The organism is Planococcus liqunii, from assembly GCF_030413595.1.
GTDB classification, from domain to species: Bacteria; Bacillota; Bacilli; order Bacillales_A; family Planococcaceae; genus Planococcus; species Planococcus liqunii.
Window position 1 is genome coordinate 2,605,443 of record NZ_CP129238.1, and the last position, 25,809, is coordinate 2,631,251.

The following is a 25,809-nucleotide window of genomic DNA, read 5'->3' on the forward strand; positions in this document are numbered from 1 at the left end:
TCCCTTTTTTTAAACTCCGTTTCTTTTACTCTTCAACGGACAAAGACATCAAGTAAGCAGCAAGTGCATCAAGCTCTTGCTCTGTGAAATCTTTCCCGTCGTTCAAAGATTTAGGATCAGGCATCAAGTTGCCCGGTTTGTATTGTTGTGGATCTGCAATCCATTTTTTAAGATTTTCTTCATTATGTTCCATGAAGCCAGCTACACGGTTGCGGTCGCCGAATGTTGCTACGTTCGGTCCCTGCATAATTCCGCCTTTTCCAGAACCTGAAACTGCGTGGCAAGCGATACAGCCAGCACCATCAGCACCGAAAAGCTGTTCTCCTTCTTGTGCAAGTGCACCTTCAGCAGGAGTCGCTTCTTCTTGCATTGCTGCTACCCATGAATCGAAATCGTCACGGTTCATCGATTTCACTTTGAAATCCATTAATGCGTGGGATGGACCACAAAGCTCAGCACATTTTCCGTAGAAGACGCCGTCTTCAAGTTCTGCTGATTCCTGGTCAAACTCTAAGTAAAATGTGTTTACGTTTTCCGGGTTGGCATCCAATTTACCGCCAATGGATGGAATCCAGAAAGAGTGCTTAACATCAGCAGAGATAAGGTTAAAGTAAACTCTTTCACCTGTAGGAACAACTAATTCCTGGGCTGTCACGATTCCTTGTTCAGGATATTCGAATTCCCACCAGTATAATTTAGCTGTCACGTTGACTGTTAAATGAGTCATGCCTTCCCCATCTTCAGCTTGTACATCCATTGTAGAAACATCCGCTAGATCAAATGTTGAATAAACGGTTGGAACTGCAAGGATCAAAAGCAGAACAACTGGAATCGAAGTCCATAAAAATTCAAGTCTTGCGCTTCCTTCGACTTGTTCAGGGATAAGATCTTCCCCAACTTTTGAACGGCGGAATTTGAAAATTGCCAAAACGTAAATAATCGTTACGACAAGAATGACAAATGTCATTACAGCTGTAGACAAAATCAATAGGTTGAATTGATCTTGTGCTACTCTACCGGCCGGTATCAATGTAGAAATTTCTTCTCTACCGCAACCTGCAAGAAAGACGACCAGTGCAGTCATCAATGCAAAAAGGCGCCATTTTTTGAGCCCTTTAATCATGGCTTTTCATACCCCTCTCTCATTTTTAAAATTTTGTTCTGCAATGTTGGAAACTAGACAAAGACCGCGAAAATGATCATCGAAACAAATAGGATGGTCATATAATTCAACGAATAGATGAACATTGTCTTTGCCCATTTCAAATCATCTTTTACATTGAAGCCCCGAATGGCAAGTACCAGCCAACCGATATTCAGCAATGTCGCTAAGATGATGAAGCTTATTCCGAGATCCATTAACAGGAATGGCAGAGGGAACAGCAGCAAAACCCATGCAAGCATAGATTTCTTAGTGCGGTGGAAGCCTTTGACCACAGGCAGCATCGGAATGCCGGCTGCACGGTATTCTTCAGTGCGCTTCATAGCCAATGCATAAAAATGTGGCGGCTGCCAAACGAACATAATTAAAAATAATGCCCATGCGCCCCAGCCGAGCGTCGGTTCAACTGCAGCCCAACCGATTAGCGGCGGAATGGCTCCCGAAATGCTCCCTACAATTGTGTTGCTGACGTGTTTTCTTTTAGACCACATGGAATAGAGGACTACGTAAGCCAAAATTCCTGCGATCCCGAACAAACCAGCAGAGACAGAAGCAGAGAACAAAAATATTTCGCCTATAACGATGAAAAATGAAGCGAGCGCTAAGACAGCAGACGGCTTAAATCTTCCTGTTACAGTTGGACGCGCTTTCTTACTCGCCATCAGTGGATCGATGTCCATGTCAATGTAGTTATTCATCGCAGCAGAACCCGCTATGATGAATGCAGACCCGACCAATGTATAGACGAGGATGTCCATCTCCTGCAGGAAATGCCTGTCGGAAAACTGAAACGCGAGCCACAATCCCGTAAAAACGGTAATTAAATTGGAATTCACAATTCCGATTTTGATCAACGCTAGAAAATCCTGGAGAAAAGTGGTGGTTTCGGCTGCTTCATGAGTTTCCGCAGACAAAGACCGGCTGTTTGACATATAACCCCCTCCTTTCAAAGTTGTAAGCATATTCCGCTAACCATAACTATATCTAAATTCCAGTTGTTTTTCTACTTGAAACTGAAATTTCCCGATAAAAGCAATGATTTTCATGTAATTTGCCTCAGAAATATGCTCTATTCATCATACCTTAGTGCACTAGTTATTTTAAGATAGAAAAAAATTTGTTTTTGAACAGTTTGTGAAGGTCCTCGTATTATGTCTAAATCTTGAAAGTTTCGGCTATTCCCCATTTTCCGTTGTGTTTTGGAGCGACTTTCGATATTATCGAGTATGCAGGGAACGGACGTATAAATGAGTTTTAACATGAAAAAGTAGGTGACATTCTTGCAACAAGGTAAATATATAAAATGGTTTGCGGTAGCTGCAACCATCGGCATGCTATTGATCCTGCTTGGCGGTGCACTTGTCACCAAAACCGAAAGCGGAATGGGCTGCGGCCGGTCTTGGCCAAGCTGCAACGGTGAATTGATTCCAGAAAAAATCACCGCTGAAGTCCTTATTGAATTTTCCCATCGCCTCGTTACTGGCGCAGTCGGCATCTTAATCGTCGTCTTGGCGGTATGGGCATGGAGAAAATATGGCCATATCCGTGAAACAAAATTTTTAGCCGTCATGGCCGTATTTTTTTTGGTTTTGCAGGCCTTGATCGGAGCTGCACAAGTATTGTGGGGGCAGGGTGATTTCATTCTCGCGCTGCATTTCGGAATCTCGCTGATTTCTTTTGCATCGGTGCTGCTTCTGACTTTGCTGATTTTTGAAGTGGACCGAAAATTCGATGCTGACCGGCTGGTTATTGGACGGAAATTAAGAATTCATACCATTGGAGTTACGCTTTATTCCTATATTGTTGTTTACACAGGAGCTCTTGTACGCCATACAGATTCCAGCTTGATTTGTTCAGACTGGCCGCTATGCCGCAACGACCAGTTCGCTTTGCCAAACAATATGTACGAATGGGTTCAAATGGGGCATCGCTTTGCTGCCGGCATGATCGTATTGTGGCTAGCGTACATCGCTTGGCATGCGTTTAAAAATTACAAAGAACAGCGTGTCATTTACTGGGGCTGGATCATTGCCTTCATCATTGTTGTACTTCAGGCCACCACCGGCATGCTCGTAGTTTTGACCAAATTGAACTTAGTAGTAGCCCTTCTTCACTCACTGCTGATTTCACTCTTGTTCGGATTGCTATGCTATATGATTCTGCTTGTATCCAGAAGCAGAGCCAAAGCCAAATAAAAACAGCCAGCGCATTTTGCGCTGGCTGTTTTTTTAAACTCTTTCCATTTCAATCAGCAAATCGCCGCTTGAAATGCCTTCACTTGCTCCCACGTGGATCTCTTTGACGACGCCGTCAAATGGTGCTTGCACCGTCGTCTCCATCTTCATCGCTTCCGTTACGATCAAATGGTCTCCGCGCTTCACTTTGGCGCCTACTTCCGCTACCACTTTCAAAACGGTTCCCGGCATGGTTGCTGCAATATGGGATTCGTTTTTCATGTCAGCTTTCGGTCTTGCCGAAGCATCGGCTTCCACCGTCATATCCTGGATATTCACTTCACGCGGCTGGCCATTCAGTTCGAAATAGATTGTCCGATGGCCATCTTTTTGCGGTTCTCCGATGGACACCATCTTGATCATCAAGGTCTTCCCTTTTTCGATTTCCACTTCGATTTCTTCGCCCAAGCGCATTCCATAAAGGAACGTCAAAGTATCCAGTACAGATACATTGCCAAACTGCTGATTTGTCACGGTATACTCTTCAAAAACTTTCGGATAAAGCGCGTACGCCAAAATTTCCTGGCTCGTTACCGGGCGCTCCAATCGTTCGAACAAAGTCTTTTTGATTTCATCGAAATCAGCCGGTTCAAGCAATTCCCCTGGACGGACCGTAATAGCTTTGCGGCCTTTCAAGACAACTTGCTGAAGCTCTTCAGGGAATCCGCCGTGCGGCTGACCGATATAGCCTTCAAAGAATTCAATGACCGATTCCGGGAAGTCGATCGTTTCCCCGCGTGTGATGACGGTTTCTTCATTTAAGTCATTCTGAACCATGAACAACGCCATGTCTCCCACGACTTTCGAAGAAGGCGTCACTTTGACCACATCTCCAAACAGCATGTTGACGCGTGAATACATCGCTTTGACTTCTTCCCAGCGCATGCCAAGCCCTACCGCTTTCGCTTGCTGCTGCAGATTGCTGTACTGGCCGCCCGGCATTTCGTGTACATAAATTTCTGAATGTGGGCTGTTCATGCCGCTTTCAAAATCACTGTAGTATTTGCGGACATCTTCCCAATAATGAGACAATTTTTCGATTGACTCGATTTCGGTCCGTACTTCACGCCCGCTGCCTTTCATTGCATAGTAAAGGGAGTTTGCACTCGGCTGTGAAGTAAGCCCTGCCATATTGCCAAGAGCTGTATCAACGATGTCAACACCCGCTTCAATCGCTTTTGCATACAAGTAAATGCCGTTGCCGCTCGTATCATGGGTATGAAGGTGAATCGGCAAGGAAACGGTATCTTTTAATTCCGAAACCAGGCGATACGCGGCTTCCGGCTTCAATAATCCAGCCATGTCTTTGATGGCGAGAATATGCGCTCCAGATGCTTCCAGTTCTTTGGCCATTTTCTTGTAATAATCCACTGTGTATTTATCGCGGCTCGGATCCAGAATATCGCCAGCATAGCAAATGGCTGCTTCTGCCACTTTTCCGCTTTGGCGGACTTCATCAATAGCCACTTCCATGCCTTTGATCCAGTTCAAGCTGTCGAAAATACGGAACACATCAATTCCCGCTTCCGCTGATTTTCGGACGAAATCACGGATGACATTGTCCGGATAGTTCTTGTAGCCGACAGCGTTAGCACCGCGGAACAGCATCTGGAACAATACATTCGGCACTTGCTCACGCAATTTGATCAAGCGCTGCCATGGGTCTTCTTTCAAGAAACGGTAGGAAACATCAAATGTTGCGCCTCCCCACATTTCCATTGAGAACAAATCATGCTGCAAGCGTGCGGTTTCGTTTGCAATCGCAAACATGTCGTGCGAACGAAGGCGGGTAGCAAGCAGCGACTGGTGGGCATCACGGAAAGTCGTATCTGTCAGCAAAACTTCCTTCTGTTCGTGAATCCATTTTGTCAGGCCTTCAGGACCTTGTTCATCCAGAATCTGCTTTGTTCCGCGCGGTGCCGGCACCGTTAAATCCAATTCCGGTATTCTCGGCGCTGCATGAATCGGTTTCTTTTTCTTTTCAATGCCCGGGAAACCGTTGACTGTAATATTTCCGATATAAGTTAACAGTTTTGTTCCGCGGTCTTTGCGGACTGGGAAAAGAAACAGTTCCGGCGTTGAATCGATAAAGCTTGTATCAAATTCACCATTGATGAAGTCCTTGTGGCGAACGACGTTTTCCAGGAACGGAATATTGGTCTTAATGCCGCGAATCCGGAATTCCTGCAGATTGCGGTCCATTTTCGCTGCCGCTTCTTTGAACGTATTGCCTTGAGTAGAAACTTTTACTAATAGAGAGTCATAGAATGGAGTGATGACTGCTCCCTGGAAGCCGTTGCCGGCATCCAGGCGGACACCAAAGCCGCCGCCAGAGCGGTAAACCATAAGTTTTCCGGTATCTGGCATGAAATCATTTAATGGGTCTTCAGTCGTCACGCGCGACTGGATCGCAAAACCGTTCAACGGAATATCCTGCTGAGCCGGAATCCCGATTTCCTCGCTGTGCACTGAATGTCCTTGGGCAATTTTGATCTGCGCATGCACAATATCAATCCCTGTGACCATTTCTGTTATTGTATGTTCGACTTGAATGCGGGGGTTAACTTCAATAAAGTAAAATTCGTCGTTTGCAACTAAGAATTCTACTGTTCCCGCATTTATGTAATCGATATTTTTCATTAACTTTACTGCTGCATCACAAATCTGATTTCTCAGTTCGTTGCTGATTGAATTGGAAGGTGCAATTTCCACCACTTTTTGATGGCGCCGTTGAATGGAACAATCGCGTTCATATAAGTGAATGATATTTCCTTCGACGTCCCCTAAAATTTGCACTTCGATATGTTTTGGCTTGTCCACAAATTTTTCGACATACATTTCATCAGAGCCGAAAGCCGCTTTTGCTTCGGATTTAGCGCGTTCGTAGGCTGAAGCCAGCTCTTCTTCCGTTCGGACGATGCGCATTCCGCGGCCGCCACCCCCAAGAGATGCCTTGATCATTAATGGAAAACCAGCTGTCTTGCTGAATTCTTCCACTTCTTGAAGAGATGCAACGGGGCCGTCTGTTCCTGGGATAACCGGAATATTGGCTGCTATTGCCTGATCGCGTGCTTTCACTTTATCGCCGAACATATCCAAATGCTGAGAAGTCGGACCGATGAAGACAATGCCTTCTTCTTCACAGCGACGCGCAAAATGAACATTTTCGGATAAAAAACCGTAACCTGGATGAATGGCATCTACCCCTGAATCTTTAGCGATCCGAATAATATCTTCAATATCCAAATACGCATCAATCGGCTTTTTGCCTTTGCCGACTAAATAAGACTCATCCGCTTTATAGCGGTGATAGGAACCACTGTCTTCCTGTGAATAAATTGCAACTGTTGGAATTTTCAGTTCCGTACAAGCGCGGAAAACCCGAATTGCGATTTCTCCGCGGTTTGCTACTAGAATTTTGCTAATCGTTTTCACACCGCAGCACACCCTTTACTTTTTCGATTTTTCGAATTTGTGGACCATGGAAACATTCATCAATACTCCCATAGCTAACGATAACAAAATTACCGACGTTCCGCCATAGCTTATAAAAGGAAGTGTTACCCCTGTTAAAGGAATAAGTCCCGTTAACCCTCCCAAGTTAACGAAAGTCTGGATTCCGATCATGCTTGCAATCCCCGCAGCAAGCGTACGGGCAAGCGGATCTTTGGTCGTCATCGCAATCGAAAGGCCGCGCAAGACGATAAAGGCCAGACCGCCAAGCACGAATATCACACCAAGTACGCCAAGTTCTTCTGCAATCACCGACATGATAAAGTCGGTATGCGGTTCTGGAAGATACCCGAGTTTCTGAATGGATTGTCCCAGCCCAAGCCCGCTAAGTCCGCCTGAGCCGATTGCCAAATAGCCGTTGACGATTTGGAGTCCAAAGCCGAGTTCATCTGAAAATGGATTGAAAAAGGCATCAAGGCGCCCTAAACGTTTTTCCGTGAAAATGATGTCCGATGCAAAAAGCATGATCGGGACTATAAAAATTGCACATCCTACTGCAACCCATCCGGCCATCTTTGCAAAAAACTTAATGCTGATGCCGCTTACTGCCATAACCGACAAGCCGACTGCTCCAATAATCATCATTGATCCTAAATCGGGCTCCAGGAATACAGAAAGCAATACCAGAGTCAGAATGATGACTGGCGGAGCAATCGATTCATTTAAATTATTGATATTGCCTTTTTTGTATTTATTGGAGAAGACACCGGCCAAATAGAAAATGATGCCGACTTTGGCGACTTCTGAGGGCTGGATATTGGCAAAGCCCAAATCGATCCAGCTTCTCGCGCCCCCTGCTTCATATCCAATTAAGTGGACAAGTACGAGGCCGATAAAGATGACGGCTAGCACAAGCTTCATCATCCATTTCTTGCCGAAGTATTTGTATGGGAAAATAGAGGCAACTGCAAATGCGGGGAATGCAAAGGCCAAGTTCATCAATTGTTGTATGTAAAAGCGGTTTGGTGCATCATCGTAATAGTTTACGGACCAGGCCATGCTGGCACTGTAAATCATAATGAGTCCGAAAAGCGTTAATGCGATGTAAACAAATAAGAGCGGATAGTCCAAATACCTGGTGTACTTTTTAAAATAATTTTTCATTTCCATACCTCGATTTATCAGTTTAGTAAAAAAACTCAAACAAAGTTCGTTTGAGTTTTAAGTCATTTATTTGTATACGCGTCGTGCAGAATCGAAAGTTTCTTCTCTAGCGTATCCATTAAATTTTTGCCAATTTCACGTTCGATTAACCCAAGCTTTACAGCAAAATCGATTTCACGTGAAAGTCCGAACATTTGTGTATCGAGCACTTCTTCATATAAGGGGCAAGAAGGCAATGTTAAATTATCCATTTGGACTTTAATCAATTGCTCAATTTTTTCGGCATCCGCTTTGAGGAGTTCCAAAGCCTTTACTTGGTAAGTTTGTTCTTCTGTATGTTCCATGAGGACTCCCCCATTTAATGATATTTATCTCTATTAACCTGTTTAAAGTGTATCTTCAAAACGCCAAAATTGCAAGCGTCTATCGCCTTTAGTATTAATCCCTTTAGCAATTAGTGCGGAAAAGGTATACTTATAAAAGATGGATTAAATGATGGAGGGTTTACAATGGAATTTATCGTACCTTTTAAAGGTGAAGTGAAGTTTAAAATCGCACTAGATCCTACTGTCTGGATTTTTGATGACCGCCGGATTGACTTGGATACTTATTTTGATGAAGAGCGTGTTGAAATTGACGAGCTGGAAGAATACAAACGCGGCATGGGCGAACACTGGTCCCGCGAAATCATGGAAGGCGCTACAGTGCCGCAAACGCTGAAAACCGAGAAAAGATACAGCCGCCAGGAAAAAAACGAAATGATTACTGGCACTTACGGCATCAAATTCGCTCCTTTTTTGAAAAATGCAGAGCCTTCTGCTGATGCAAAAAAAGTGGTTTTTGAATCGGCCAACGGCGAGTACGCATTCCCAATAGAAGCAGCTAACGAGCTGATTTTCAAATTCAGTGACAATGGCAAGCCGTTAAAAGAAGACGGCCCTGTCCATGTCTTGCTTCCTGATGGATCCAATCAAGAAGATCCCATTACCCATATTTTAGCGATCCGAGTCGAATAGGAGTGAACCGCCATGCGCGTACAATGTGTAATTTGCGACACCATCGAAGAACTGGTTGACGATACACTCGAAGCCAAACGATTGCGGAATCGGCCGATCCACACCCATATGTGCAAAGCTTGCCATAATCGCATCACAGAAAGAACAAAAGAACGGCTTGCTACCGGCTCTTTCCATTTCTTCAGAAGTTCCCGCAGAATTGAGGACGACTTCTGATGAAGTTGCTAAAAGGCCTGTGGATCGGATTTTGGAGCGGCTTGCTTTTGGGAATTTTACTGAAATGGATTCAAGCCGTTACAGGCGAACAAGTTTATACGTTGTTGCTGAACGTCGACTTTATTCCTTTGATCGGAGGAATCAATTGGTCTGAACCTGTAGAATTTGCTTTCCACTTGGTCATATCTTTGCTAATTAGCATTGTATATGTCTATCTGGCAAAACGGAGACCTTATACATTCGGCCAACTGGTTTTGTTCAGCCTGGCCATGTGCATCCCGTTTTTCCTGCTTTATTTCCCGCTTGCCGCTCTTGCAGTGCGTCGGGATGTACCGGCATTAACGGATAGCGGTGCTATCCTGTACTGGATGTTTGCGCATCTGACCTATGCATTGGCATTGCCGATTCTCTATAAAACCTTTGAACGAAAAAACGCTGCTTCTCAATGAGAAGCAGCGTTTTCGCGTTTTTCACGCCATAGGCGTATTTTGTACAGAATCAGGATCAGTGCGGCAATGACCAATCCTTCTACAACCGGCAGGAAGAAGGCCAAGAATGTCAGCCCCAGTCCACCAGCCAGAAGGAAAAGCGTAATGACCGCATTTTTCCCGAATGATAATTTTTTTGCGAACCCCAGTTTATACACGAAAGCCGACAGCAGGAAGATGACTGCAAAAAGTGCATAGCCTGCAATGGTGTAATTCGGCAAATTCTCATACAAGACTCGGGCTACGGGATACATACTGTCATAGACAAAAGCTTGCTCGTCTCCCACAGATATTACACCCTTCCTAGTTCATTATTCTTCGATGGCAACTTTCTTTTTCTTAGCCATGCGCTCACGTTCGTTTTTATCAAGAATTTTCTTGCGCAAACGAATGTTTTGCGGCGTGATTTCACAATACTCATCATCTGCCAAGTACTCAAGCGCTTCTTCAAGACTCATCAAACGAGCTTTTTTCAATGTAGTCGTCTGGTCTTTGTTTGCTGAACGGATGTTTGTCGCAGCTTTAATTTTAACAATGTTCACTGTCAAATCGCTGTCGCGGTTGTGTTCGCCGACAATCATGCCTTCATAAATTTCAGCCCCGACTTCAACAAAAGCGGTACCACGGTCTTCGATGCCCATTAGGCCATAAGTTGAAACTTTTCCGCGCTCCATGGAAACCAATACACCTTGACGGCGTCCGCCGACGCGCCCTGAAGCAACTGGCTGGTAGCTGTCGAATGTGTGGTTGATGATTCCGTATCCGCGAGTCTGCGTCAAGAATTCAGTTGTGTAACCGATCAAGCCGCGTGCAGGAACGTTGAATACCAAACGGACTTGTCCGCTGCCGTTGTTGATCATATCCAACATTTCGCCTTTGCGCTCACCAAGTGATTCGATGATTGCTCCAGTATATTCTTCAGGTACGTCAACTTGTACACGTTCAACCGGTTCACAGCGAACGCCGTCAACCATGCGTACAATAACTTCCGGTTTAGATACTTGAAGTTCGAATCCTTCACGGCGCATGTTCTCGATCAAGATCGACAAATGCAATTCGCCGCGGCCGGAAACAACCCAAGCATCAGGAGAATCCGTATTTTCTACACGCAACGATACATCCGTTTGTAGTTGAGCATCCAAACGTTCCTGGATTTTGCGTGAAGTAATCCATTTACCTTCTTTCCCGGCAAATGGGCTGTTGTTCACTAGGAAAGTCATTTGCAAAGTTGGTTCGTCAATGCGAAGAACCGGCAATGCTTCTTGATGGTCAGCCGGACAAACCGTCTCACCAACGTTGATATCTTCCATACCCGAGATGGCAATCAAATCTCCAGCTTCAGCTTTTTGGATTTCTACGCGTTTAAGCCCCATGAAACCATGAATCTTTGTAACGCGGAAGTTTTTAACTGAACCGTCAAGCTTCATCAAAGCAACAGATTGTCCCACTTCGATCGTTCCACGGAATACCCGTCCGATCCCGATACGGCCTACATAGTCACTATAGTCAAGAAGTGCTACCTGGAATTGAAGTGGCTCATCTCTGTTATCGATTGGTGCTGGTACGTGTTCCAAGATTGCATCATAAACAACCTGCATGTTTTCTTCTTGATCCGCAGGATCAGATGAGAGGCTTGCAGTACCGTTCATGCCTGATGCGAAAATAACTGGGAATTCAAGTTGATCGTCATTTGCTTCAAGTTCGATGAACAATTCGATGACTTCGTCAACCACTTCTTCCGGACGAGCGAAATCGCGGTCAATTTTGTTTACAACAACGATTGGTTTCAAGTTTTGTTCCAATGCTTTTTTCAATACAAAACGCGTTTGCGGCATACAGCCTTCGTAAGCATCTACTACAAGCAAAACACCATCTACCATTTTCATGATACGTTCCACTTCTCCACCAAAATCGGCGTGTCCAGGAGTATCCAAGATGTTGATTTTAGCGTCTTTATATTGAATCGCAGTGTTTTTAGCAAGAATGGTAATTCCGCGTTCTCTTTCGATATCACCGGAGTCCATTGCACGTTCATCAACATGCTCATTTGATCGGAAAGTTCCGGATTGTTGTAGCAGTTGGTCCACCAAAGTTGTTTTACCATGGTCAACGTGGGCAATAATAGCAATGTTTCTTAGATCATTTCGTAAGTTAGTCATACTTTCACTCCAATATTCTTTTTTCATGTCCATAACTGTGTTAGTATAGCACATATGGGGAGAAAACCCTACGATTTTATTTCAAGCAAACAGTGCAGGAGGAAAAAGTTTGAAAGACATAAAATGGATTTTCGTATTTTATTCATTGGCGGCACTTTTGGCAATGGCAGGAATCGGCGTAGCAGTCGGCTTGCGCAGCATCCCTTTGATCCTTTTGGCGGTATTGCTTCTTTGCGGCATCATGGGCATGGGCTTTAAAAAGAAAAAAGAAATGCGGGAAGCCGGTTTACTTTAATCATGTAAAAAGAGGGTGCGACGAATCGCATCCTCTTTTATTTTAACCGAATATAGTCCGATAACATAATATTGTGTATCGACGGATTGGCTGCGATGAATGTGTCTTGCTTGAGCAAATTTGCGGCTTCTCCTCTGAAATTGGTCATGACCGCCCCTACTTCTCCTGCAATCACGGCGCCTCCCGCAATATCCCAAGGAGACAGCCTCATCGATACATAGGCATCTATGCGGCCGCTCGCCAGGAAGGCCAGTTCAAGTGCTGCTGAACCATAGGACCGCGTACCGCGTACAGTTTGGACAAGCCGGATTGCTGCTTCATGGTCCAAATACCGGTTTGGCGCCAGCCAGCTGGCATTGATGGCGACAATCGATTCGACAATGGAAGTGTCAATCAGCGGCTTCAATTTTTCATCGTTATAATAAGCACCTTCCCCACGCACTGCATAATACAAATCATCATTGACAACATCGTATATGTATCCAAGCTGGCCTGTGCCGCTTTCATAAACACCAAGGGAAATCGCAAAATTGCGCTTCTGATGAACAAAATTCATCGTACCGTCAATCGGATCAAGCATCCAGACAATGCCTTCCAGGTCCTGAATATCGTCGCCAAACCCTTCTTCCCCAAAAATGCGGTGACCGGGATAATCCCGGCGTATCCGTTGAATAAAAAATTGTTCAATTTCTTTATCAATATTCGTCACCAAATCATTGGCATCGGACTTCGTTTCAATCGTAATATCGCTGACAAACGAATTCCGGATGCGATGCCCCGCTTCTTTAATCAATGATTTAATGTATAAATCCATTGCATGCAATTCCATATGCCCGCCTCCTTGTTTCTATCCATTATAACGAAAAAGGCGCCTACTGTCTGTTCACAGTAAGCGCCTTTATGTGATGGTTTTGTCAGAGCGCATGAAGTGCCTCCAGTTCTACATATATTTCGTGGAGCCGTTTTTTGCTTTTATCTGCTCCACGGCTGTCTTTAAGCTGCATCGCATCATACAACGAAGCAAGTTCATAATCAAGTTCAAGCTTCAAGACATTGATATACTCTTTTTCTATTTCGGCTTTACGAATGATTTGAATCATCTGTTTCATAATAAGCACCCCTTTCTCTCCACATTTCGATAATTCAGAATTTTATAATTGCTGTTAATTATCCTTACCCCATTGGCGACTAGGAAAAACTTATTTATACTCTTTCTTCCCAAAGTTCGTTAAAATGAAACCTGTGAATAGACGAAGGAGGAAATAAAATTGACGCCATATTGGAATGAACAGGATTTTGAAGTATTTGATACACCTGGCCTTGAAGCCCGAATGGAACTGCTGATAGAACGGGTGCGCCCGAAATTCGAGGAATTGGGCAGCCATTATTCTTCATTTTTTTCAGCCACAACCGGAGATGAGTTTTTTCCGCATGTAGCGAAGCATATGCGCCGTACGGTAAATCCGCCAAATGATAGCTGGGTGGCTTTTGCGCCGCATAAAAGAGGCTATAAAGCGGTTCCCCACTTTCAGATCGGTTTATGGAACAGCCATGTTTTTATCATATTGGCGGTTATATACGAAGCCCCAAATAAAACGGCGATGGCGCATAACTTATTGGACGAAGAAGCAATTGCCGCTTTGCCGGAAGGTTTTGTCGTATCGGGTGACCACATGAAACCGGATGCGGCTCCATTGGCCGAAATGACAGATGGCGAGTTGAACAAACTGATTGTCCGTCTGCGGGATGTTAAAAAAGGCGAATTTGTGATCGGCCGCCATATTCTAAAAGAAGAAGCCATTAAAATGAGCGAAGAAGAGTTCAAAGAATTTGCTGAAGAAACCTTTGCAGCTCTTTTGCCTGTTTATAAGACCCTCTTACAGAAAGAAAAAATGCCGCAGCGCTGAGCTGGGGCATTTTTCTTTTGTTCTACTATTTATATTAGCAGACTTATCTTTTTTTAATTTTGATGACATCGCTGTCGTTTTTGGCTTTCATTTCTTTGATCACCGGAAAACTGGCGTAGCCGCTTTCTTCTTCAAATTCACGGAAATACGTTTTCTCTTCCGCGATGGAAGGGACGATTTCTTTAAACCGGCGGTAACGCGCCATGATATTGTCCCGTTTGATCCCTTTTTCGTAAGCCATTTCAATTCCCTCGAAAAATGTTACGACGTCAATGATTTCATCTGTTGTCCAGTCGATAGAAAACGGATAAGAATAATCCATCTTTCATCCCTACTTTCATGGTGTAATCGCCCATCTTTTGCGGATTTCTCCAGCTTCGCCGACCATCCGGCCCAGCAGTTCCGCTACAGTCGGCACGTCTTTGATCAAGCCGGTGACTTGGCCGGCCCAGCCAAACCCTTCATCCAGGTTTCCTTCATATATATATCTTTTATTCGCCTCGCCGCTGACATAATTGCGCAATGCTTCATAATTTGGCGTAGCAGCTTCAATTTCAAGAATTTTATCGGTCCAGCTGTTTTTCAAAGTCCGGGCAGGCGAACCGATGCTTTTCTTAATAATAACCGTATCGCTTTCCGTGCTGTCAATCAATGCTTTTTTATAAACTTCTGAAGCATGGACACATTCTCGTGTAGCAATAAAACGGGTTCCCATCTCAATGCCCTCTGCGCCAAGCGCATGAGCAGCCATCCAGCCTCTGCCGTCTCCGATGCCGCCTGAAGCAATGACCGGGATTGAGACAGCGTCCACCACTTGCGGAATCAGTACCATCGTTCCGATGTCGTCCCGCCCTAAATGGCCGCCGCCTTCGTGCCCGACAACCATGACAGCATCCGCGCCTAGCTCTTCCGCTTTTTGCGCTTGGCGCCTCGCTGCGACAAGCACCAATTTTTTAATCGGAGTGCCTTTCAATTGATCGAAAATCGGCGTCGGATTTCCTCCGGTCATCGATACGACCGGCACATTTTCTTCAATCGCCACTTCCAGCATGTGTGAAAATGCCCGGCCGTGTTCGCCAATGGCAAAATTGACGCCAAATGGCCGGTCTGTCAATTGACGCACTTTCCGGATCTCCTCCCGCAGCATTTCCGGAGACGATAAACTCATGGCCGTAATCTGGCCGAGCCCTCCTGCATTTGAAACGGCAGCCGCTAATTCCGCATATGCCAAATATGCGAGCCCTCCTTGAACAATCGGCAGCTCTGTCCCCAATAAGTCTGTTACCCGTGTTTTAAAATTCATCTAATGTATTCCCTCCCCTTCATTTTCTGTATTCGATAGAACCACCCGAATTCCTTTTATTTTTATAGTATAGCTTTGCGCAACGTGCTATAATTCTTCTTGTTTTCATTTTTATAAAGTGAGGTGGGTTACCATTGTCTCAATTAGAAACTCCGTTATTCGATGCGCTCCTAAAGCACCGTAACCGGCACCCAATACAATTCCATATTCCTGGACATAAAAAAGGGCAAGGCGTCGATCCGGCTTTCCGGGAATTTGTCGGCGATAATGTTTTATCCATCGACTTAATCAATATTGCACCTTTAGATGATCTTCATTCACCGAAAGGCGCCATTAAACAAGCTCAAGAATTGGCTGCCCAAGCATTCGGGGCCGATTATACGTTCTTTTCCGTCCAAGGAACAAGCGGTGCCATCATGACGATGATTTTAAGCGTCGTTGGCCCGAATGACAAAATCCTGGTTCCGCGAAACGTCCATAAATCAATTATGTCCGCTATCGTATTTGCCGGCGCGATTCCGATTTTTATCCATCCGGAAGTTGATACGGAGCTGGGCATTTCCCATGGCATTTCAGCTGAAGCTGTTGAAAAGGCTTTGGCAGAATATCCGGACGCTAAAGCCGTGCTCGTCATCAATCCGACGTATTTCGGCGTAGCAGCTGATTTAAAACGCATCGTGGACATTGCGCATAGCCGCGATATTCCCGTATTGGTCGACGAAGCACACGGCGTCCACATCCATTTCCACAAGTCGCTCCCTGTATCCGCGATGGCTGCGGGCGCTGATATGGCGGCCACTTCCGTCCATAAACTGGGCGGCTCCATGACGCAGAGTTCAGTATTGAATGTGCGTGAAGGGCTGGTTTCAGCAAAACGCGTCCAGTCGACGCTTTCCATGCTGACCACCACTTCCACATCGTATCCGATTCTGGCGTCGCTCGATACAGCCCGCCGACAGCTGGCGATCCATGGCTACGATTTGATCGACCAGGCAATCCGGCTGGCGCAGGATGCACGCAAGCGGATCAATAAGATCCCTCATTTATACTGTGTCGGCAAAGAGATTTTAAATACGTCCGCTACCTACGACATGGATCCGACGAAACTGCTGATCAGTGTCAAAAACCTGGGCATTACAGGCCATCAAGCAGAAGAATGGCTGAGAGAAAATGCCAACATTGAAATTGAATTGTCCGATCTCTATAACATCCTTGCCTTGGTGACAATCGGGGATACGCGCAAAGAGCTCAATCTTTTGATTAACGCTTTGCAGCGGATGAGCAAGGCGTTTGAAAGCGAAGCCGCTATCATTGAACCAGCGGTGCTGCTGCCGGATATTCCGCGGCTTGCCATGACGCCAAGAGATGCTTTTTATGCCACAACGGAAGTCATTTCCATCGAAGATGCGGTTGGCCGCATTTCGGCTGAATTCATCATGGTTTATCCACCAGGCATTCCGATTTTCATCCCTGGAGAAATCATTACGCAAGAAAACATCAATTATATCGATATGAACGTGAAGGCAGGGCTTCCGGTCCAAGGGCCTGAAGACGATACGTTGAAAAAGCTGCGCGTCATAAAAGAGCAGCAAGCGATTCGTTAAAATACAAAAAAGGCCAGGGAGTTTTTGACTCCCTGGCCTTTTTCTCTATTTTACACCTTCTATTTCAGCAGGTTCGATAAAGGAATACCCTTTCGCTCGTAAGCCTTCAATAATGCCGGGCAGTGCTTGGGCTGTCCATTCCCGGTCATGCATCAGCAAATTCGCGCCGTTCCGCAGCAATTCGGTATTTACCATGACGTCTGTCAAAGCAGCAGCATCCATGTATTGTTTTTCCCAATCGTAGCCATATGTCCAGTTCATCAGCAGCATGCCTTCCTGCGCAACCAATGCTTTGCTGTAATCTGTATTCGAGCCGTTTGGCGCCCTGAAAAACTTTGGCTTTTCTCCAATTATCTCCTCGACTGCTTCGCTCAGCGATAAAATTTCTTCCTGCTGCTGCTCTTCGCCAATCGTTTTTAAATTGTTGTGGTTATAGGTATGGTTGCCAATAGCAAAGCCCATCTCGTGAATTTTTTTCAGGTTCGCTTTTTCTTCATCGCTGTCCAAAAAATGGCCGTTGACAAAGAAAATGGCTGGCACGTCCAGTTCTTTAAGAGCAGCCGCCATTTCTATGGAATGGTCTGCCGGTGCATCATCAATCGTAATCAATATAGCTTCTGCAGGGGCATCACCAATCGGCTCGATATTCCACGTCGCCGGATTGAGGCGATATTTTGGTTCAGCTGCCAATTCAGCAGGTTCTTCCGCCTTCTCTGCCGGGACTTCCGTCTGCACCACTTCAGTTTTTTCTTCTGGATCTTTTTCAGTAGTTTCGGGAACGGCCTGTTCAGTGTCAGGCGTTTCTTTTTCCTTCTCCGGCTCGGCATTTTCTGCATTGCAGGCTGTTAAAAGAGCCAATGCGGCAGCCAGTAGAAACCATTTCGTATGTACCATGTTTTCTCTCCTATCCATTTTCTTCATTGAACAAATTTTACCATAAGCGGACAACAGAAAAAAGAAGCCCTGCATAAGTAGCTGCAGGGCTTCTTTTACTATTACTTAATGATATGGATTGGAGTTCCTAGAGCTACTTCTGCAGCTTCCATAGTAATCTCAGCCAATGTCGGGTGAGCATGGATTGTCATCGCGATATCTTCAACTGTCATACCTGCTTCGATAGCAAGGCCAAGTTCAGCGATCATATCTGATGCGCCAGCTCCCACGATGTGAGCGCCAAGAAGCAATCCGTCCGATTTACGTGAAACCAATTTCACGAAACCATCTGGAGCATTCAATGACAATGCACGGCCGTTTGCGCCGAATGGGAATTTAGCAGCAGTGATTTCAAATCCTTCAGTTTTCGCTTGCTCTTCAGTTAAACCGACGCTTGCAAGTTCCGGATCTGTAAAGCATACTGCTGGAATTGCCAAGTAATCGACAACTGATTTTTCTCCTGCAATCGCTTCTGCAGCTACTTTGCCTTCGTATGATGCTTTGTGCGCCAATTGAAGACCGGCAACAACGTCACCGATTGCATAGATGTTCGAAATGCTTGTACGGCATTGTTTGTCGACTTCGATCAAACCACGTTCAGACATTTTAAGGCCCAGTTCTTCAAGACCCATTTCGTCTGTGTTTGGACGGCGTCCAACAGTTACCAAAACATAATCCGCTTCGATAGTTTTTTCTTCGCCGCCCGCTTCATAAGAAACAGTAACGCCGTTTTCTGATTCTTCAACGCCTTTAGCAGACGCTTTTGTAATCACTTCAACGCCTTTTTTCTTCAAGCCTTTTTTAACGATTGCGGTCATTTGCTTTTCAAATCCAGCAAGAATATCAGGTGCGCCTTCAAGGATCGTTACATCTGACCCCATGTTTGCGTACGCTGTTCCAAGCTCAGTACCGATGTAACCGCCGCCGATTACGACAAGTTTTCCAGGTACTTCCTGAAGGTTCAACGCTCCAGTCGAGTTGATGACGCGTTTTGAGAATTTAAAAGTTGGAATTTCTACTGGACGTGATCCTGTAGCAATAATCGCATTTTTAAATTTGTACGTCTGTGCTGCGTTTTCAGTGATGACACGGATTGAAGTATCATCAACAAAGTAAGCTTCACCGCGGACGATTTCCACTTTATTGCCTTTAAGCAACGATTCTACGCCGCCCGTCAATTTATTCACAACGCCGTTTTTGAATTCCTGCGCTTTTTCGAAGTTCAAAGAAACTTCTTTAGCGACAACGCCCATAGCGTCCGAGTGCTGCGCTTCTTCAAAGCGGTGACCTACTGAGATCAAGGCTTTTGAAGGAATACATCCAACGTTCAAGCAAACGCCTCCGATGTATTCTTTCTCAACGATTGTTACTTTTTGTCCAGTTTGCGCTGCACGGATAGCTGCTACATATCCGCCAGGGCCTGAACCGATGACGAGCGTGTCTGTTTCGATTGGAAAATCTCCTACTACCATAAGTTTTACGCCTCCATTAATAGTAATTCAGGTTGACTCAATAAACGCTTAATGTGATTTAACGCATGCTGCGCTGTTGCTCCATCAATCATTCGGTGATCGAAGCTCAATGATAATGCTAACACAGGAGCGGCAACAATTTCACCATTTTTAATTACAGGTTTTTCAGCAATGCGGCCGATTCCAAGAATGGCAACTTCCGGATGGTTGATAACCGGCGTGAACCATTGCCCGCCAGCTGAGCCGATATTCGTGATTGAGCAAGAAGCGCCTTTCATTTCAGCAGGGCTTAGTTTTCCATCACGGGCTTTAGTCGCAAGCTTGTTAATTTCATCAGAAATAGCAAAGACGGACTTGCGATCAGCGTTCTTAATAACTGGCACCAAGAGGCCTTTTTCGGTATCAGCAGCAATTCCGATGTTGTAATAATGCTTCTGGATTACTTCGCTGGTTTCATCGTCGAACGATGTATTCAATGCTGGGAATTCACGCAGCGTGCTGACTAGCGCTTTGACAACGTACGGCAAATAAGTAAGTTTGATTTCTTTTTCTGCTGCAATGTCCTTGAACTTTTTGCGGTGAGCAACAAGTTCGGTTACATCGACTTCGTCCATCAATGTTACGTGTGGAGCCGTATGTTTTGAATGAACCATTGCTTTCGCAATTGCTCTGCGCATTCCGGACATTTTCTCGCGTGTTTCCGGGAATTCGCCTTCTGGAAGCGGAGCCGCTTTCGGTGCAGCTTCTTTCACTTCTTTTGCTTCTTCCTGTGGAGCCGCTTGCGCTGTTTCTTCTGCAGCTGGTGCAGCGGCTTGCTGTTGGCCTCCGCTCAAGAATGCTTCAACGTCTTCTTTCAAAATGCGGCCATTATTGCCTGAGCCGGATACTTGTGTAATATCGATCTCTTTATCACGTGCAAATTTGCGGACTGAAGGCATTGCAATTACGCGTGCATTCGGGTCCTGCGAAGTTGTTTGAGGCTGGGCGCCGGCACCGGTTTCACCCGATTTAGGCTGTTCTTCTTTAACAGGTTCTTTTTCTACGTTTTGAGCAGATTCGGCCGTACCGGCTTGCACTTGCTCTTCCGTTTTCTGTTTTTCTTCCGGAGCAGCAGTTTCTTCAGTGCTTCCGCCTTCGTTGTCAGCTGCATCATCACTTTCAATGCGAACTAATACATCTCCAACTACAGCTACTGTTCCTTCTTCAACAATAATTTCAACGATTTTGCCAGTAACTGGCGACGGCATTTCAACAACCGCCTTATCGTTCTGCACTTCAAAAAGAATGTCATCCTCTTCGATTGTATCTCCAACTTTGACAAACCATTTTACAATTTCACCTTCATGGATACCTTCTCCGATATCCGGCAAACGAAATTCAAAAGCCATTAGTTTCACCCTTCCTTTTACGCAACTTTTAGAACGTAAGAACTTTTTTCGCTGTTTCTACTATATCCTTCGAGTTCGGAAGCCAAACTTGCTCCGCCTGCGAGAATGGGAAGATTGAATCTGGAGCAGCTACACGAAGTACCGGTGCTTCCAGGCTCAAAATAGCGCGGTCCATGATTTCTGCCACTACGTTTGCAGCAATTCCCGCTTGTTTTTGTGCTTCCTGTACAACCATGGCACGGCCTGTTTTTTCAACAGACGCCACAAGAGTTTCGATATCCAATGGCTGAATCGTGCGAAGATCGATCACTTCTGCAGAATACCCTTCTTTTTCAAGTTCTTCAGCAGCTTTCAAGCTTTCTTGCACCATTGCGCCATAAGCGATGATGGAAATATCTTTCCCTTCGCGTTTGATGTCTGCTTTGCCAAGTGGAATCGTGTATGATTCTTCAGGCACTTCCTGGCGTCCAGAACGGTAAAGCTTCAGGTGCTCAAGGAAAATAACCGGATCGTTGTCGCGGATTGAAGAAATCAATAATCCTTTTGCATCGTAAGGCGTAGATGGTACAACCACTTTTAATCCTGGTTGTGAAGTCATCAATAATTCCAAAGAGTCAGCGTGCATTTCCGGTGTATGAACACCGCCGCCGAATGGAGAACGGATGGTAACCGGTGCATTCAAGCTGCCGCCGCTGCGGAAACGCATACGTGCCAATTGCCCGCTGATTGAATCCATCACTTCATAAACGAAACCGAAAAATTGGATTTCTGGAACCGGACGGAAACCTTGTAATGCCAGACCAATTGCCAAACCGCCGATGCCGGATTCTGCTAGAGGTGTGTCAAATACACGGTCTTCCCCGAATTCTTTTTGCAACCCTTCAGTCGCACGGAAAACTCCGCCGTTATTGCCGACGTCTTCTCCGAAAATCAGAACGTTCTCATCGTTTTGCAATTCCAATCTGAGAGCGTCCGTAATTGCTTGAACCATAGTCATTTGTGCCATCGCTTACTTCGACTCCTTCGCTTTGTAGATTTCCAGCTGTTCCTGCACATTGAACGGAACATCTTCATACATAATTTCAAGTAAGTTTGTTACTGTTTGTTTCGGTGCGCTGTCAGCTTTCTTAATTGCTGTTTTGATTTCATCTTTAGCGCGCTCGATTACTTCATTTTCTTTTTCTTCGTTCCATAAGCCTTTTGCTTCCAAGTATTTGCGGAAACGGACTAATGGATCTTTCTTTTCCCATTCGCTGTCGATATCAGAAGTACGGTAGCGTGTTGGGTCATCCCCTGCCATCGTATGCGGTCCGTAGCGGTAGCAAAGTGTTTCGATCAAAGTCGGCCCTTCGCCTTTCACTGCGCGCTCACGTGCATCACGAGTAACAGCATAAACTGCCAATGGATCCATACCGTCTACCAAGACGCCTGGAATACCTGCGGCAACAGCTTTTTGAGCAATTGTTTTAGCAGAAGTCTGCAATTCACGCGGAGTAGAAATTGCATACTGGTTGTTTTGCACAATAAAGATCGCCGGTGCACGGAAAGCACCTGCAAAGTTGATTCCTTCGTAGAAATCCCCTTGTGAAGAACCGCCGTCACCTGTGTAAGTGATTGCGACTGATTCTTTTTTGCGTTTTTGCATACCAAGTGCGACACCAGCTGCCTGGATGTACTGGGCACCAATGATGATTTGCGGCGGCAAAATATTTAAGCCTTCAGGCATTTGGTTCCCCATGAAATGTCCACGCGAGAACAAGAAAGCCTGGTGAAGCGGCCAGCCGTGCCAAATCAATTGAGGGACATCACGGTAGCCCGGCAAGATGAAATCATCTTTCTCAAGAGCGAAGTGGGAAGCCAATTGTGAAGCTTCCTGTCCTGCAGTCGGTGCATAGAAGCCGAGACGGCCTTGGCGGTTAAGCGAGATTGAGCGCTGGTCAAGAATACGCGTATAAACCATGCGGCTCATCAATTCTTGAAGCTCCTCATCTGACAACTTCGGATCTGCCTCTTCATTGACAATGACGCCTTCTTCATTAAGAACTTGAACCATTTCAAACTTTTCTTCGATTGCATTAAGCGTTTCCACTGGATCGAACTGCTGTGATTTTTTCGCAGCCATAAAAGCAACTCTCCTTTATCTGTATTAAAATTATTATATTCAATTAGTAATACAATTGCATATTCTAACTCAGTATACGTTAGATGATTTGCTCGGTCAATCATAGCGAACCTATATTAAACAAGCATTTTTTGCCATTAAGAAATGACAGATCTTAAAAACTGTATTAGTGCATGATTGATAGCTGTATTATAAAACAGCCCATAAATCCTGCTTCTTTTATAGCACAGAAAAAAGCGGCCGCATCGGCCGCTTTTTATTCACTCTCTTTCAAGTTATCCACAATTTGATTTTTCATTTCGTTGAATTGTTCGGTGCTGTTATTAAATGCTGTAACAGCGTCCTGAACGGCTGTGTTTTGTTCATTGACTTCCAGGGCTTTTTCCTGCATCGTCTTAAGCTCTGTTTCTTCGTCCATCAGCATCGTGTACAATTCCTGCTGAAGGCCGTTCAAGGTTTCGTAGGCTTCCGTAAATTGGCCGTGGGCATCAAACCGTTCCTGCATTTTCTCTTTCAAAGAACCTAGCTCTTCTTTCAGCTGAGCATCATCCGTTTCTGCAATAACCGTATCGATTTCTTTGAAATTTTCCTGGGCATTGCCCATGGATTCTTTTTCAGCTGCCAGAAGTTCCAGCCGTTCTTGTGCTGAAGCAATTGCTTCTTCCGCCTGGCTGTCCACTTCGTCTTGCTGTTCTTGCGTTAAAGCCATGATTGATTCAAACAATTGCTGTTCGTCTTTTTCCAGCTCTTCCATCTTTTTTTGCGTTTCCCGATACTCTTTTTCAGCATCGAATGTATCATTTAATACAGCGTCCAATTGCTCTCCTGCTGCCGGGCCTGAACATGCACTCAAAAGCAGCACACTTGTAAAAATACCGGCTGAAACTATTCTTTTCATGCCAAACCCTCCTTAATGCCTAAATCAACTATAATAGCTGATTTTGAAAAACACAACCGGCGGCAACGGCTTTTTTCTTTTCCCAGCATGGCGGATTGCGCTATACTTACATACAGTGGTTTTTAATGAAAGGATGAATACTCTTGATATTGATGAAAGACATTATACGCGAAGGCCACCCTACTCTCCGGGCACGTTCAGAAGAAGTTGCCTTTCCGCTTTCCGAAGAAGACCGGAAACTGGCGGAAGACTTATTAGAGTATGTGGTAAATAGCCAGAACGATGAAATGATAAAAAAATACGATTTGCGCCCCGGTGTTGGAATTGCAGCGCCGCAGATCAATGTGCCAAAACGGATTTTTGCATTGCATTTCGATGAAACTTCCGGCGAGAACTTGAGCCTGATTGCCATCAACCCGAAAATCGTCAGCCATTCCGTTGAACGCTCGTATTTAGCAGCCGGCGAAGGCTGCCTTTCGGTTGACCGGGCGATTCCAGGCTATGTTCCCCGCTACGCACGCGTTACCGTTAAAGCATTTGATATAGAAGGCAAAGAATACAAAATGCGCTTGAAGGGCTTGCCGGCCATCGCTTTCCAGCACGAGCTCGACCACTTGAACGGCGTTATGTTCTTCGACCATATCAATCCGAAAAATCCATACGCCGAAATTGAAAATGCCATAGCAATAGGAAGAGACTCGGATGAATAATCCGAGTCTCTTTTTTTAAATCAATCCAAGCTGTTTAAATGCTTTGGCAAGGCCGTCGTTGTCGACGTGATCGGTCACGTGAGTCGCTACTTGTTTGACTTCTTCTTCGCCGTTGCCCATTGCCACACTGACCCCGGCAATTTCCATCATCTGCACATCGTTCAGTCCGTCTCCGAATGCTATTGTGTCTTCAATGCCGTGGCCTGTCGCTTTGATCAAGTGCTTGATGCCGCTCGCTTTGCTTCTGCCTCCCGGCGTAATGTCACAGGAAACCCGGTGCCAGCGCACGAATTCCATATTGCCGAATGTTTCATGGTATTGCTGCTGATCCGCTTCTTCACAAAACAGCAATGCCTGATAAACTTCATGCTCCAAATGGAAGTCTTCAATCATCGCAGGGTGTGGAAATTTCAGGCTTTTGATGCCTTCGTCAATATCCGGGTGGTAATCGATCGTGGACACCATGCGTTCATCTGTCAGAAACACAATGGGATGGTCACGTTGTTCCGCGTATTCCACGATTTTGGACAAAGTTTCGGTATCCAATGCTTCTTTATGTATAAGCTCCCCTTTATTGACTACATATTGTCCATTGAACGTAATAAAGGTATCGATATTCAACTCACTCAACACCCGCTTAATCATGAAAGGGCCTCTGCCTGTTGCAATTGCCAGTTCGTGTCCATTTGCGCGCGCCTGGATCAAAGCGTCTTTAGCGCTTTGGGGAATTTCTTTTTTCGAATTCATCAATGTGCCATCAATATCCAACAACAATAATTTACCCATACATCATTCTCCATTCTATTTTTTTTGCGCCTAAATCGGCTTCATTCTTTACATTTATCAGAAAATACAGTATAATACCCTCAAGGAGTGAGATAGCCATGCTGAAACTGAAACGTATTCGGAGAAGACTGCTCAGACAGCTGAACGGCATTATGAACAAAAAGAAAATCGCTTGACCTTGTTTAGCCCTTCTTAATAAATAGGAGGGCTATTCTTTATTTTAAAACAATGTCATGATAATATAAAGAAAGTGATTTTAATTGAACGTGCAAAAGGAGAGCAAAATATGATCTTTAAAGTATTATACCAAGAAAACCGTGCAGAGGTACCAGTTCGCGAAAACACAAAGAGCCTCTATGTAGAAGCATCAACCGAGCGTGAAGTCAGATTCCACCTTAAAGACCGCAATTACAACATTGAATTCATTCAGCTGCTTGAAGGAAATCACCTAGCTTACGAACAAGCCAGCGAGAATTTCAAAGTTGAGAGTTTGGACTAA

The 25,809-nt window shown here is 45.1% G+C and carries 27 protein-coding genes; 9 read left to right on the top strand and 18 right to left on the bottom strand.

Annotated elements, in window-relative coordinates:
- Positions 1-25 precede the first annotated feature (25 nt).
- Positions 26-1,123, bottom strand: a complete 1,098-nt coding sequence (gene coxB, locus QWY22_RS13205; RefSeq protein WP_300981299.1) for a cytochrome c oxidase subunit II — start codon at positions 1,121-1,123, stop codon at positions 26-28.
- A 53-nt stretch (positions 1,124-1,176) separates the two neighbouring features.
- Positions 1,177-2,094, bottom strand: coding sequence for a heme o synthase (gene cyoE / locus QWY22_RS13210; RefSeq protein ID WP_300981300.1), 918 nt, complete (start codon positions 2,092-2,094; stop codon positions 1,177-1,179).
- Positions 2,095-2,442: 348 nt separating this feature from the next.
- Here cyoE and QWY22_RS13215 point away from each other — a divergent pair, with 348 nt between their 5' ends.
- On the top strand, positions 2,443-3,357 hold the full coding sequence (locus tag QWY22_RS13215; RefSeq protein WP_300981301.1) for a COX15/CtaA family protein: 915 nt from the start codon (positions 2,443-2,445) through the stop codon (positions 3,355-3,357).
- Positions 3,358-3,390: 33 nt separating this feature from the next.
- Here the strand turns inward: QWY22_RS13215 and pyc are convergent, their stop codons facing one another.
- The 3 genes from pyc to QWY22_RS13230 all read right to left on the bottom strand — a co-directional run bounded on the left by pyc (position 3,391) and on the right by QWY22_RS13230 (position 8,357).
- A complete protein-coding gene (gene pyc / locus QWY22_RS13220) occupies positions 3,391-6,831 on the bottom strand; it encodes a pyruvate carboxylase (protein WP_300981302.1) in 3,441 nt (1,146 codons plus the stop codon).
- 15 nt (positions 6,832-6,846) lie between these two features.
- Positions 6,847-8,013, bottom strand: coding sequence for an FtsW/RodA/SpoVE family cell cycle protein (locus QWY22_RS13225; protein WP_300981303.1), 1,167 nt, complete (start codon positions 8,011-8,013; stop codon positions 6,847-6,849).
- 62 nt (positions 8,014-8,075) lie between these two features.
- Positions 8,076-8,357 (bottom strand): Fpa/YlaN family protein, encoded by a 282-nt coding sequence (locus QWY22_RS13230; protein WP_036807037.1) that lies wholly within the window; start codon positions 8,355-8,357, stop codon positions 8,076-8,078.
- Between the two features lie 165 nt (positions 8,358-8,522).
- Here QWY22_RS13230 and QWY22_RS13235 point away from each other — a divergent pair, with 165 nt between their 5' ends.
- From QWY22_RS13235 to QWY22_RS13245, 3 genes are read left to right on the top strand one after another with little or no spacing between them, the layout of a single operon-like run.
- Positions 8,523-9,029 carry a peptidyl-prolyl cis-trans isomerase gene (locus tag QWY22_RS13235; protein WP_300981304.1) on the top strand — a complete coding sequence of 169 codons (507 nt, stop codon included), beginning with the start codon at positions 8,523-8,525 and terminating at the stop codon, positions 9,027-9,029.
- A gap of 12 nt (positions 9,030-9,041) precedes the next feature.
- A complete protein-coding gene (locus tag QWY22_RS13240; RefSeq protein WP_300981305.1) occupies positions 9,042-9,245 on the top strand; it encodes a YlaI family protein in 204 nt (67 codons plus the stop codon).
- Complete coding sequence (locus QWY22_RS13245) at positions 9,245-9,694, top strand: hypothetical protein (RefSeq protein WP_300981306.1); 450 nt, start codon at positions 9,245-9,247, stop codon at positions 9,692-9,694. Before QWY22_RS13240 ends, QWY22_RS13245 begins: the two co-directional genes overlap by 1 nt.
- On the opposite strand, the gene QWY22_RS13250 is transcribed toward QWY22_RS13245, so the two are convergent.
- Together QWY22_RS13250 and typA are read right to left on the bottom strand one after the other, a co-directional pair.
- Positions 9,688-9,987 (bottom strand): YlaH-like family protein, encoded by a 300-nt coding sequence (locus tag QWY22_RS13250; RefSeq protein ID WP_300984392.1) that lies wholly within the window; start codon positions 9,985-9,987, stop codon positions 9,688-9,690. The genes QWY22_RS13245 and QWY22_RS13250 overlap by 7 nt on opposite strands.
- A 57-nt stretch (positions 9,988-10,044) precedes the next feature.
- Positions 10,045-11,892: a translational GTPase TypA gene (gene typA, locus QWY22_RS13255; RefSeq protein ID WP_300981307.1), complete on the bottom strand. Its 1,848-nt coding sequence runs from the start codon at positions 11,890-11,892 to the stop codon at positions 10,045-10,047.
- Between the two features lie 109 nt (positions 11,893-12,001).
- Here typA and QWY22_RS13260 point away from each other — a divergent pair, with 109 nt between their 5' ends.
- Positions 12,002-12,187: a YlaF family protein gene (locus tag QWY22_RS13260; RefSeq protein WP_036807051.1), complete on the top strand. Its 186-nt coding sequence runs from the start codon at positions 12,002-12,004 to the stop codon at positions 12,185-12,187.
- 37 nt (positions 12,188-12,224) lie between these two features.
- On the opposite strand, the gene QWY22_RS13265 is transcribed toward QWY22_RS13260, so the two are convergent.
- Both QWY22_RS13265 and QWY22_RS13270 read right to left on the bottom strand, forming a co-directional pair.
- Positions 12,225-13,016 carry an inositol monophosphatase family protein gene (locus QWY22_RS13265; protein ID WP_300981308.1) on the bottom strand — a complete coding sequence of 264 codons (792 nt, stop codon included), beginning with the start codon at positions 13,014-13,016 and terminating at the stop codon, positions 12,225-12,227.
- Positions 13,017-13,101: 85 nt separating this feature from the next.
- The gene (locus QWY22_RS13270) at positions 13,102-13,296 is read right to left on the bottom strand and encodes a YkzI domain-containing protein (RefSeq protein WP_300981309.1); all 195 of its coding nucleotides are present in this window, start codon (positions 13,294-13,296) and stop codon (positions 13,102-13,104) included.
- Between the two features lie 159 nt (positions 13,297-13,455).
- Between QWY22_RS13270 and QWY22_RS13275 the strand changes: the two genes are divergently transcribed.
- Positions 13,456-14,094 (top strand): YktB family protein, encoded by a 639-nt coding sequence (locus tag QWY22_RS13275; RefSeq protein ID WP_300981311.1) that lies wholly within the window; start codon positions 13,456-13,458, stop codon positions 14,092-14,094.
- Between the two features lie 43 nt (positions 14,095-14,137).
- Here QWY22_RS13275 and QWY22_RS13280 read toward each other — a convergent pair whose 3' ends face one another.
- Both QWY22_RS13280 and QWY22_RS13285 read right to left on the bottom strand, forming a co-directional pair.
- The gene (locus QWY22_RS13280) at positions 14,138-14,416 is read right to left on the bottom strand and encodes a UPF0223 family protein (protein WP_036807063.1); all 279 of its coding nucleotides are present in this window, start codon (positions 14,414-14,416) and stop codon (positions 14,138-14,140) included.
- 15 nt (positions 14,417-14,431) lie between these two features.
- Entirely contained in the window at positions 14,432-15,397 is a 966-nt protein-coding gene (locus QWY22_RS13285) for an NAD(P)H-dependent flavin oxidoreductase (protein ID WP_300981312.1), read from the bottom strand.
- A 134-nt stretch (positions 15,398-15,531) separates the two neighbouring features.
- On the opposite strand from QWY22_RS13285, the gene QWY22_RS13290 reads away from it, so the two are divergent.
- The gene (locus QWY22_RS13290; RefSeq protein ID WP_300981313.1) at positions 15,532-17,001 is read left to right on the top strand and encodes an aminotransferase class I/II-fold pyridoxal phosphate-dependent enzyme; all 1,470 of its coding nucleotides are present in this window, start codon (positions 15,532-15,534) and stop codon (positions 16,999-17,001) included.
- A 45-nt stretch (positions 17,002-17,046) separates the two neighbouring features.
- On the opposite strand, the gene QWY22_RS13295 is transcribed toward QWY22_RS13290, so the two are convergent.
- From QWY22_RS13295 to QWY22_RS13320, 6 genes are all read right to left on the bottom strand, one after another.
- Positions 17,047-17,895 (bottom strand): polysaccharide deacetylase family protein, encoded by an 849-nt coding sequence (locus tag QWY22_RS13295; RefSeq protein WP_300981314.1) that lies wholly within the window; start codon positions 17,893-17,895, stop codon positions 17,047-17,049.
- A 101-nt stretch (positions 17,896-17,996) separates the two neighbouring features.
- The gene (gene lpdA, locus QWY22_RS13300; protein WP_300981315.1) at positions 17,997-19,406 is read right to left on the bottom strand and encodes a dihydrolipoyl dehydrogenase; all 1,410 of its coding nucleotides are present in this window, start codon (positions 19,404-19,406) and stop codon (positions 17,997-17,999) included.
- A 5-nt stretch (positions 19,407-19,411) separates the two neighbouring features.
- Positions 19,412-20,794: a dihydrolipoamide acetyltransferase family protein gene (locus QWY22_RS13305; RefSeq protein WP_300981316.1), complete on the bottom strand. Its 1,383-nt coding sequence runs from the start codon at positions 20,792-20,794 to the stop codon at positions 19,412-19,414.
- Positions 20,795-20,822: 28 nt separating this feature from the next.
- The gene (locus QWY22_RS13310) at positions 20,823-21,800 is read right to left on the bottom strand and encodes an alpha-ketoacid dehydrogenase subunit beta (protein WP_036807083.1); all 978 of its coding nucleotides are present in this window, start codon (positions 21,798-21,800) and stop codon (positions 20,823-20,825) included.
- A 3-nt stretch (positions 21,801-21,803) separates the two neighbouring features.
- Positions 21,804-22,916, bottom strand: a complete 1,113-nt coding sequence (gene pdhA, locus QWY22_RS13315; RefSeq protein ID WP_300981317.1) for a pyruvate dehydrogenase (acetyl-transferring) E1 component subunit alpha — start codon at positions 22,914-22,916, stop codon at positions 21,804-21,806.
- A gap of 256 nt (positions 22,917-23,172) precedes the next feature.
- Positions 23,173-23,814, bottom strand: a complete 642-nt coding sequence (locus tag QWY22_RS13320; protein ID WP_300981318.1) for a YkyA family protein — start codon at positions 23,812-23,814, stop codon at positions 23,173-23,175.
- A gap of 143 nt (positions 23,815-23,957) precedes the next feature.
- Between QWY22_RS13320 and def the strand changes: the two genes are divergently transcribed.
- Positions 23,958-24,524, top strand: coding sequence for a peptide deformylase (def, locus tag QWY22_RS13325; RefSeq protein WP_300981319.1), 567 nt, complete (start codon positions 23,958-23,960; stop codon positions 24,522-24,524).
- Positions 24,525-24,539: 15 nt separating this feature from the next.
- Here the strand turns inward: def and QWY22_RS13330 are convergent, their stop codons facing one another.
- Positions 24,540-25,310 (bottom strand): Cof-type HAD-IIB family hydrolase, encoded by a 771-nt coding sequence (locus QWY22_RS13330; RefSeq protein WP_300981320.1) that lies wholly within the window; start codon positions 25,308-25,310, stop codon positions 24,540-24,542.
- A gap of 286 nt (positions 25,311-25,596) precedes the next feature.
- On the opposite strand from QWY22_RS13330, the gene QWY22_RS13335 reads away from it, so the two are divergent.
- Complete coding sequence (locus QWY22_RS13335) at positions 25,597-25,809, top strand: DNA-dependent RNA polymerase subunit epsilon (RefSeq protein ID WP_036807097.1); 213 nt, start codon at positions 25,597-25,599, stop codon at positions 25,807-25,809.

Bases quoted from the DNA above. Each gene is read 5' to 3' on its own strand.
- coxB (WP_300981299.1), bottom strand. From the start codon at position 1,123: ATGATTAAAGGGCTCAAAAAATGGCGCCTTTTTGCATTGATGACTGCA.
- cyoE (WP_300981300.1), bottom strand. From the start codon at position 2,094: ATGTCAAACAGCCGGTCTTTGTCTGCGGAAACTCATGAAGCAGCCGAA.
- QWY22_RS13225 (WP_300981303.1), bottom strand. From the start codon at position 8,013: ATGAAAAATTATTTTAAAAAGTACACCAGGTATTTGGACTATCCGCTC.
- QWY22_RS13230 (WP_036807037.1), bottom strand. From the start codon at position 8,357: ATGGAACATACAGAAGAACAAACTTACCAAGTAAAGGCTTTGGAACTC.
- QWY22_RS13235 (WP_300981304.1), top strand. From the start codon at position 8,523: ATGGAATTTATCGTACCTTTTAAAGGTGAAGTGAAGTTTAAAATCGCA.
- QWY22_RS13240 (WP_300981305.1), top strand. From the start codon at position 9,042: ATGCGCGTACAATGTGTAATTTGCGACACCATCGAAGAACTGGTTGAC.
- QWY22_RS13245 (WP_300981306.1), top strand. From the start codon at position 9,245: ATGAAGTTGCTAAAAGGCCTGTGGATCGGATTTTGGAGCGGCTTGCTT.
- QWY22_RS13250 (WP_300984392.1), bottom strand. From the start codon at position 9,987: ATGTATCCCGTAGCCCGAGTCTTGTATGAGAATTTGCCGAATTACACC.
- typA (WP_300981307.1), bottom strand. From the start codon at position 11,892: ATGACTAACTTACGAAATGATCTAAGAAACATTGCTATTATTGCCCAC.
- QWY22_RS13265 (WP_300981308.1), bottom strand. From the start codon at position 13,016: ATGGAATTGCATGCAATGGATTTATACATTAAATCATTGATTAAAGAA.
- QWY22_RS13270 (WP_300981309.1), bottom strand. From the start codon at position 13,296: ATGAAACAGATGATTCAAATCATTCGTAAAGCCGAAATAGAAAAAGAG.
- QWY22_RS13280 (WP_036807063.1), bottom strand. From the start codon at position 14,416: ATGGATTATTCTTATCCGTTTTCTATCGACTGGACAACAGATGAAATC.
- QWY22_RS13285 (WP_300981312.1), bottom strand. From the start codon at position 15,397: ATGAATTTTAAAACACGGGTAACAGACTTATTGGGGACAGAGCTGCCG.
- QWY22_RS13295 (WP_300981314.1), bottom strand. From the start codon at position 17,895: ATGGTACATACGAAATGGTTTCTACTGGCTGCCGCATTGGCTCTTTTA.
- lpdA (WP_300981315.1), bottom strand. From the start codon at position 19,406: ATGGTAGTAGGAGATTTTCCAATCGAAACAGACACGCTCGTCATCGGT.
- QWY22_RS13305 (WP_300981316.1), bottom strand. From the start codon at position 20,794: ATGGCTTTTGAATTTCGTTTGCCGGATATCGGAGAAGGTATCCATGAA.
- QWY22_RS13310 (WP_036807083.1), bottom strand. From the start codon at position 21,800: ATGGCACAAATGACTATGGTTCAAGCAATTACGGACGCTCTCAGATTG.
- pdhA (WP_300981317.1), bottom strand. From the start codon at position 22,916: ATGGCTGCGAAAAAATCACAGCAGTTCGATCCAGTGGAAACGCTTAAT.
- QWY22_RS13320 (WP_300981318.1), bottom strand. From the start codon at position 23,814: ATGAAAAGAATAGTTTCAGCCGGTATTTTTACAAGTGTGCTGCTTTTG.
- QWY22_RS13330 (WP_300981320.1), bottom strand. From the start codon at position 25,310: ATGGGTAAATTATTGTTGTTGGATATTGATGGCACATTGATGAATTCG.
- QWY22_RS13335 (WP_036807097.1), top strand. From the start codon at position 25,597: ATGATCTTTAAAGTATTATACCAAGAAAACCGTGCAGAGGTACCAGTT.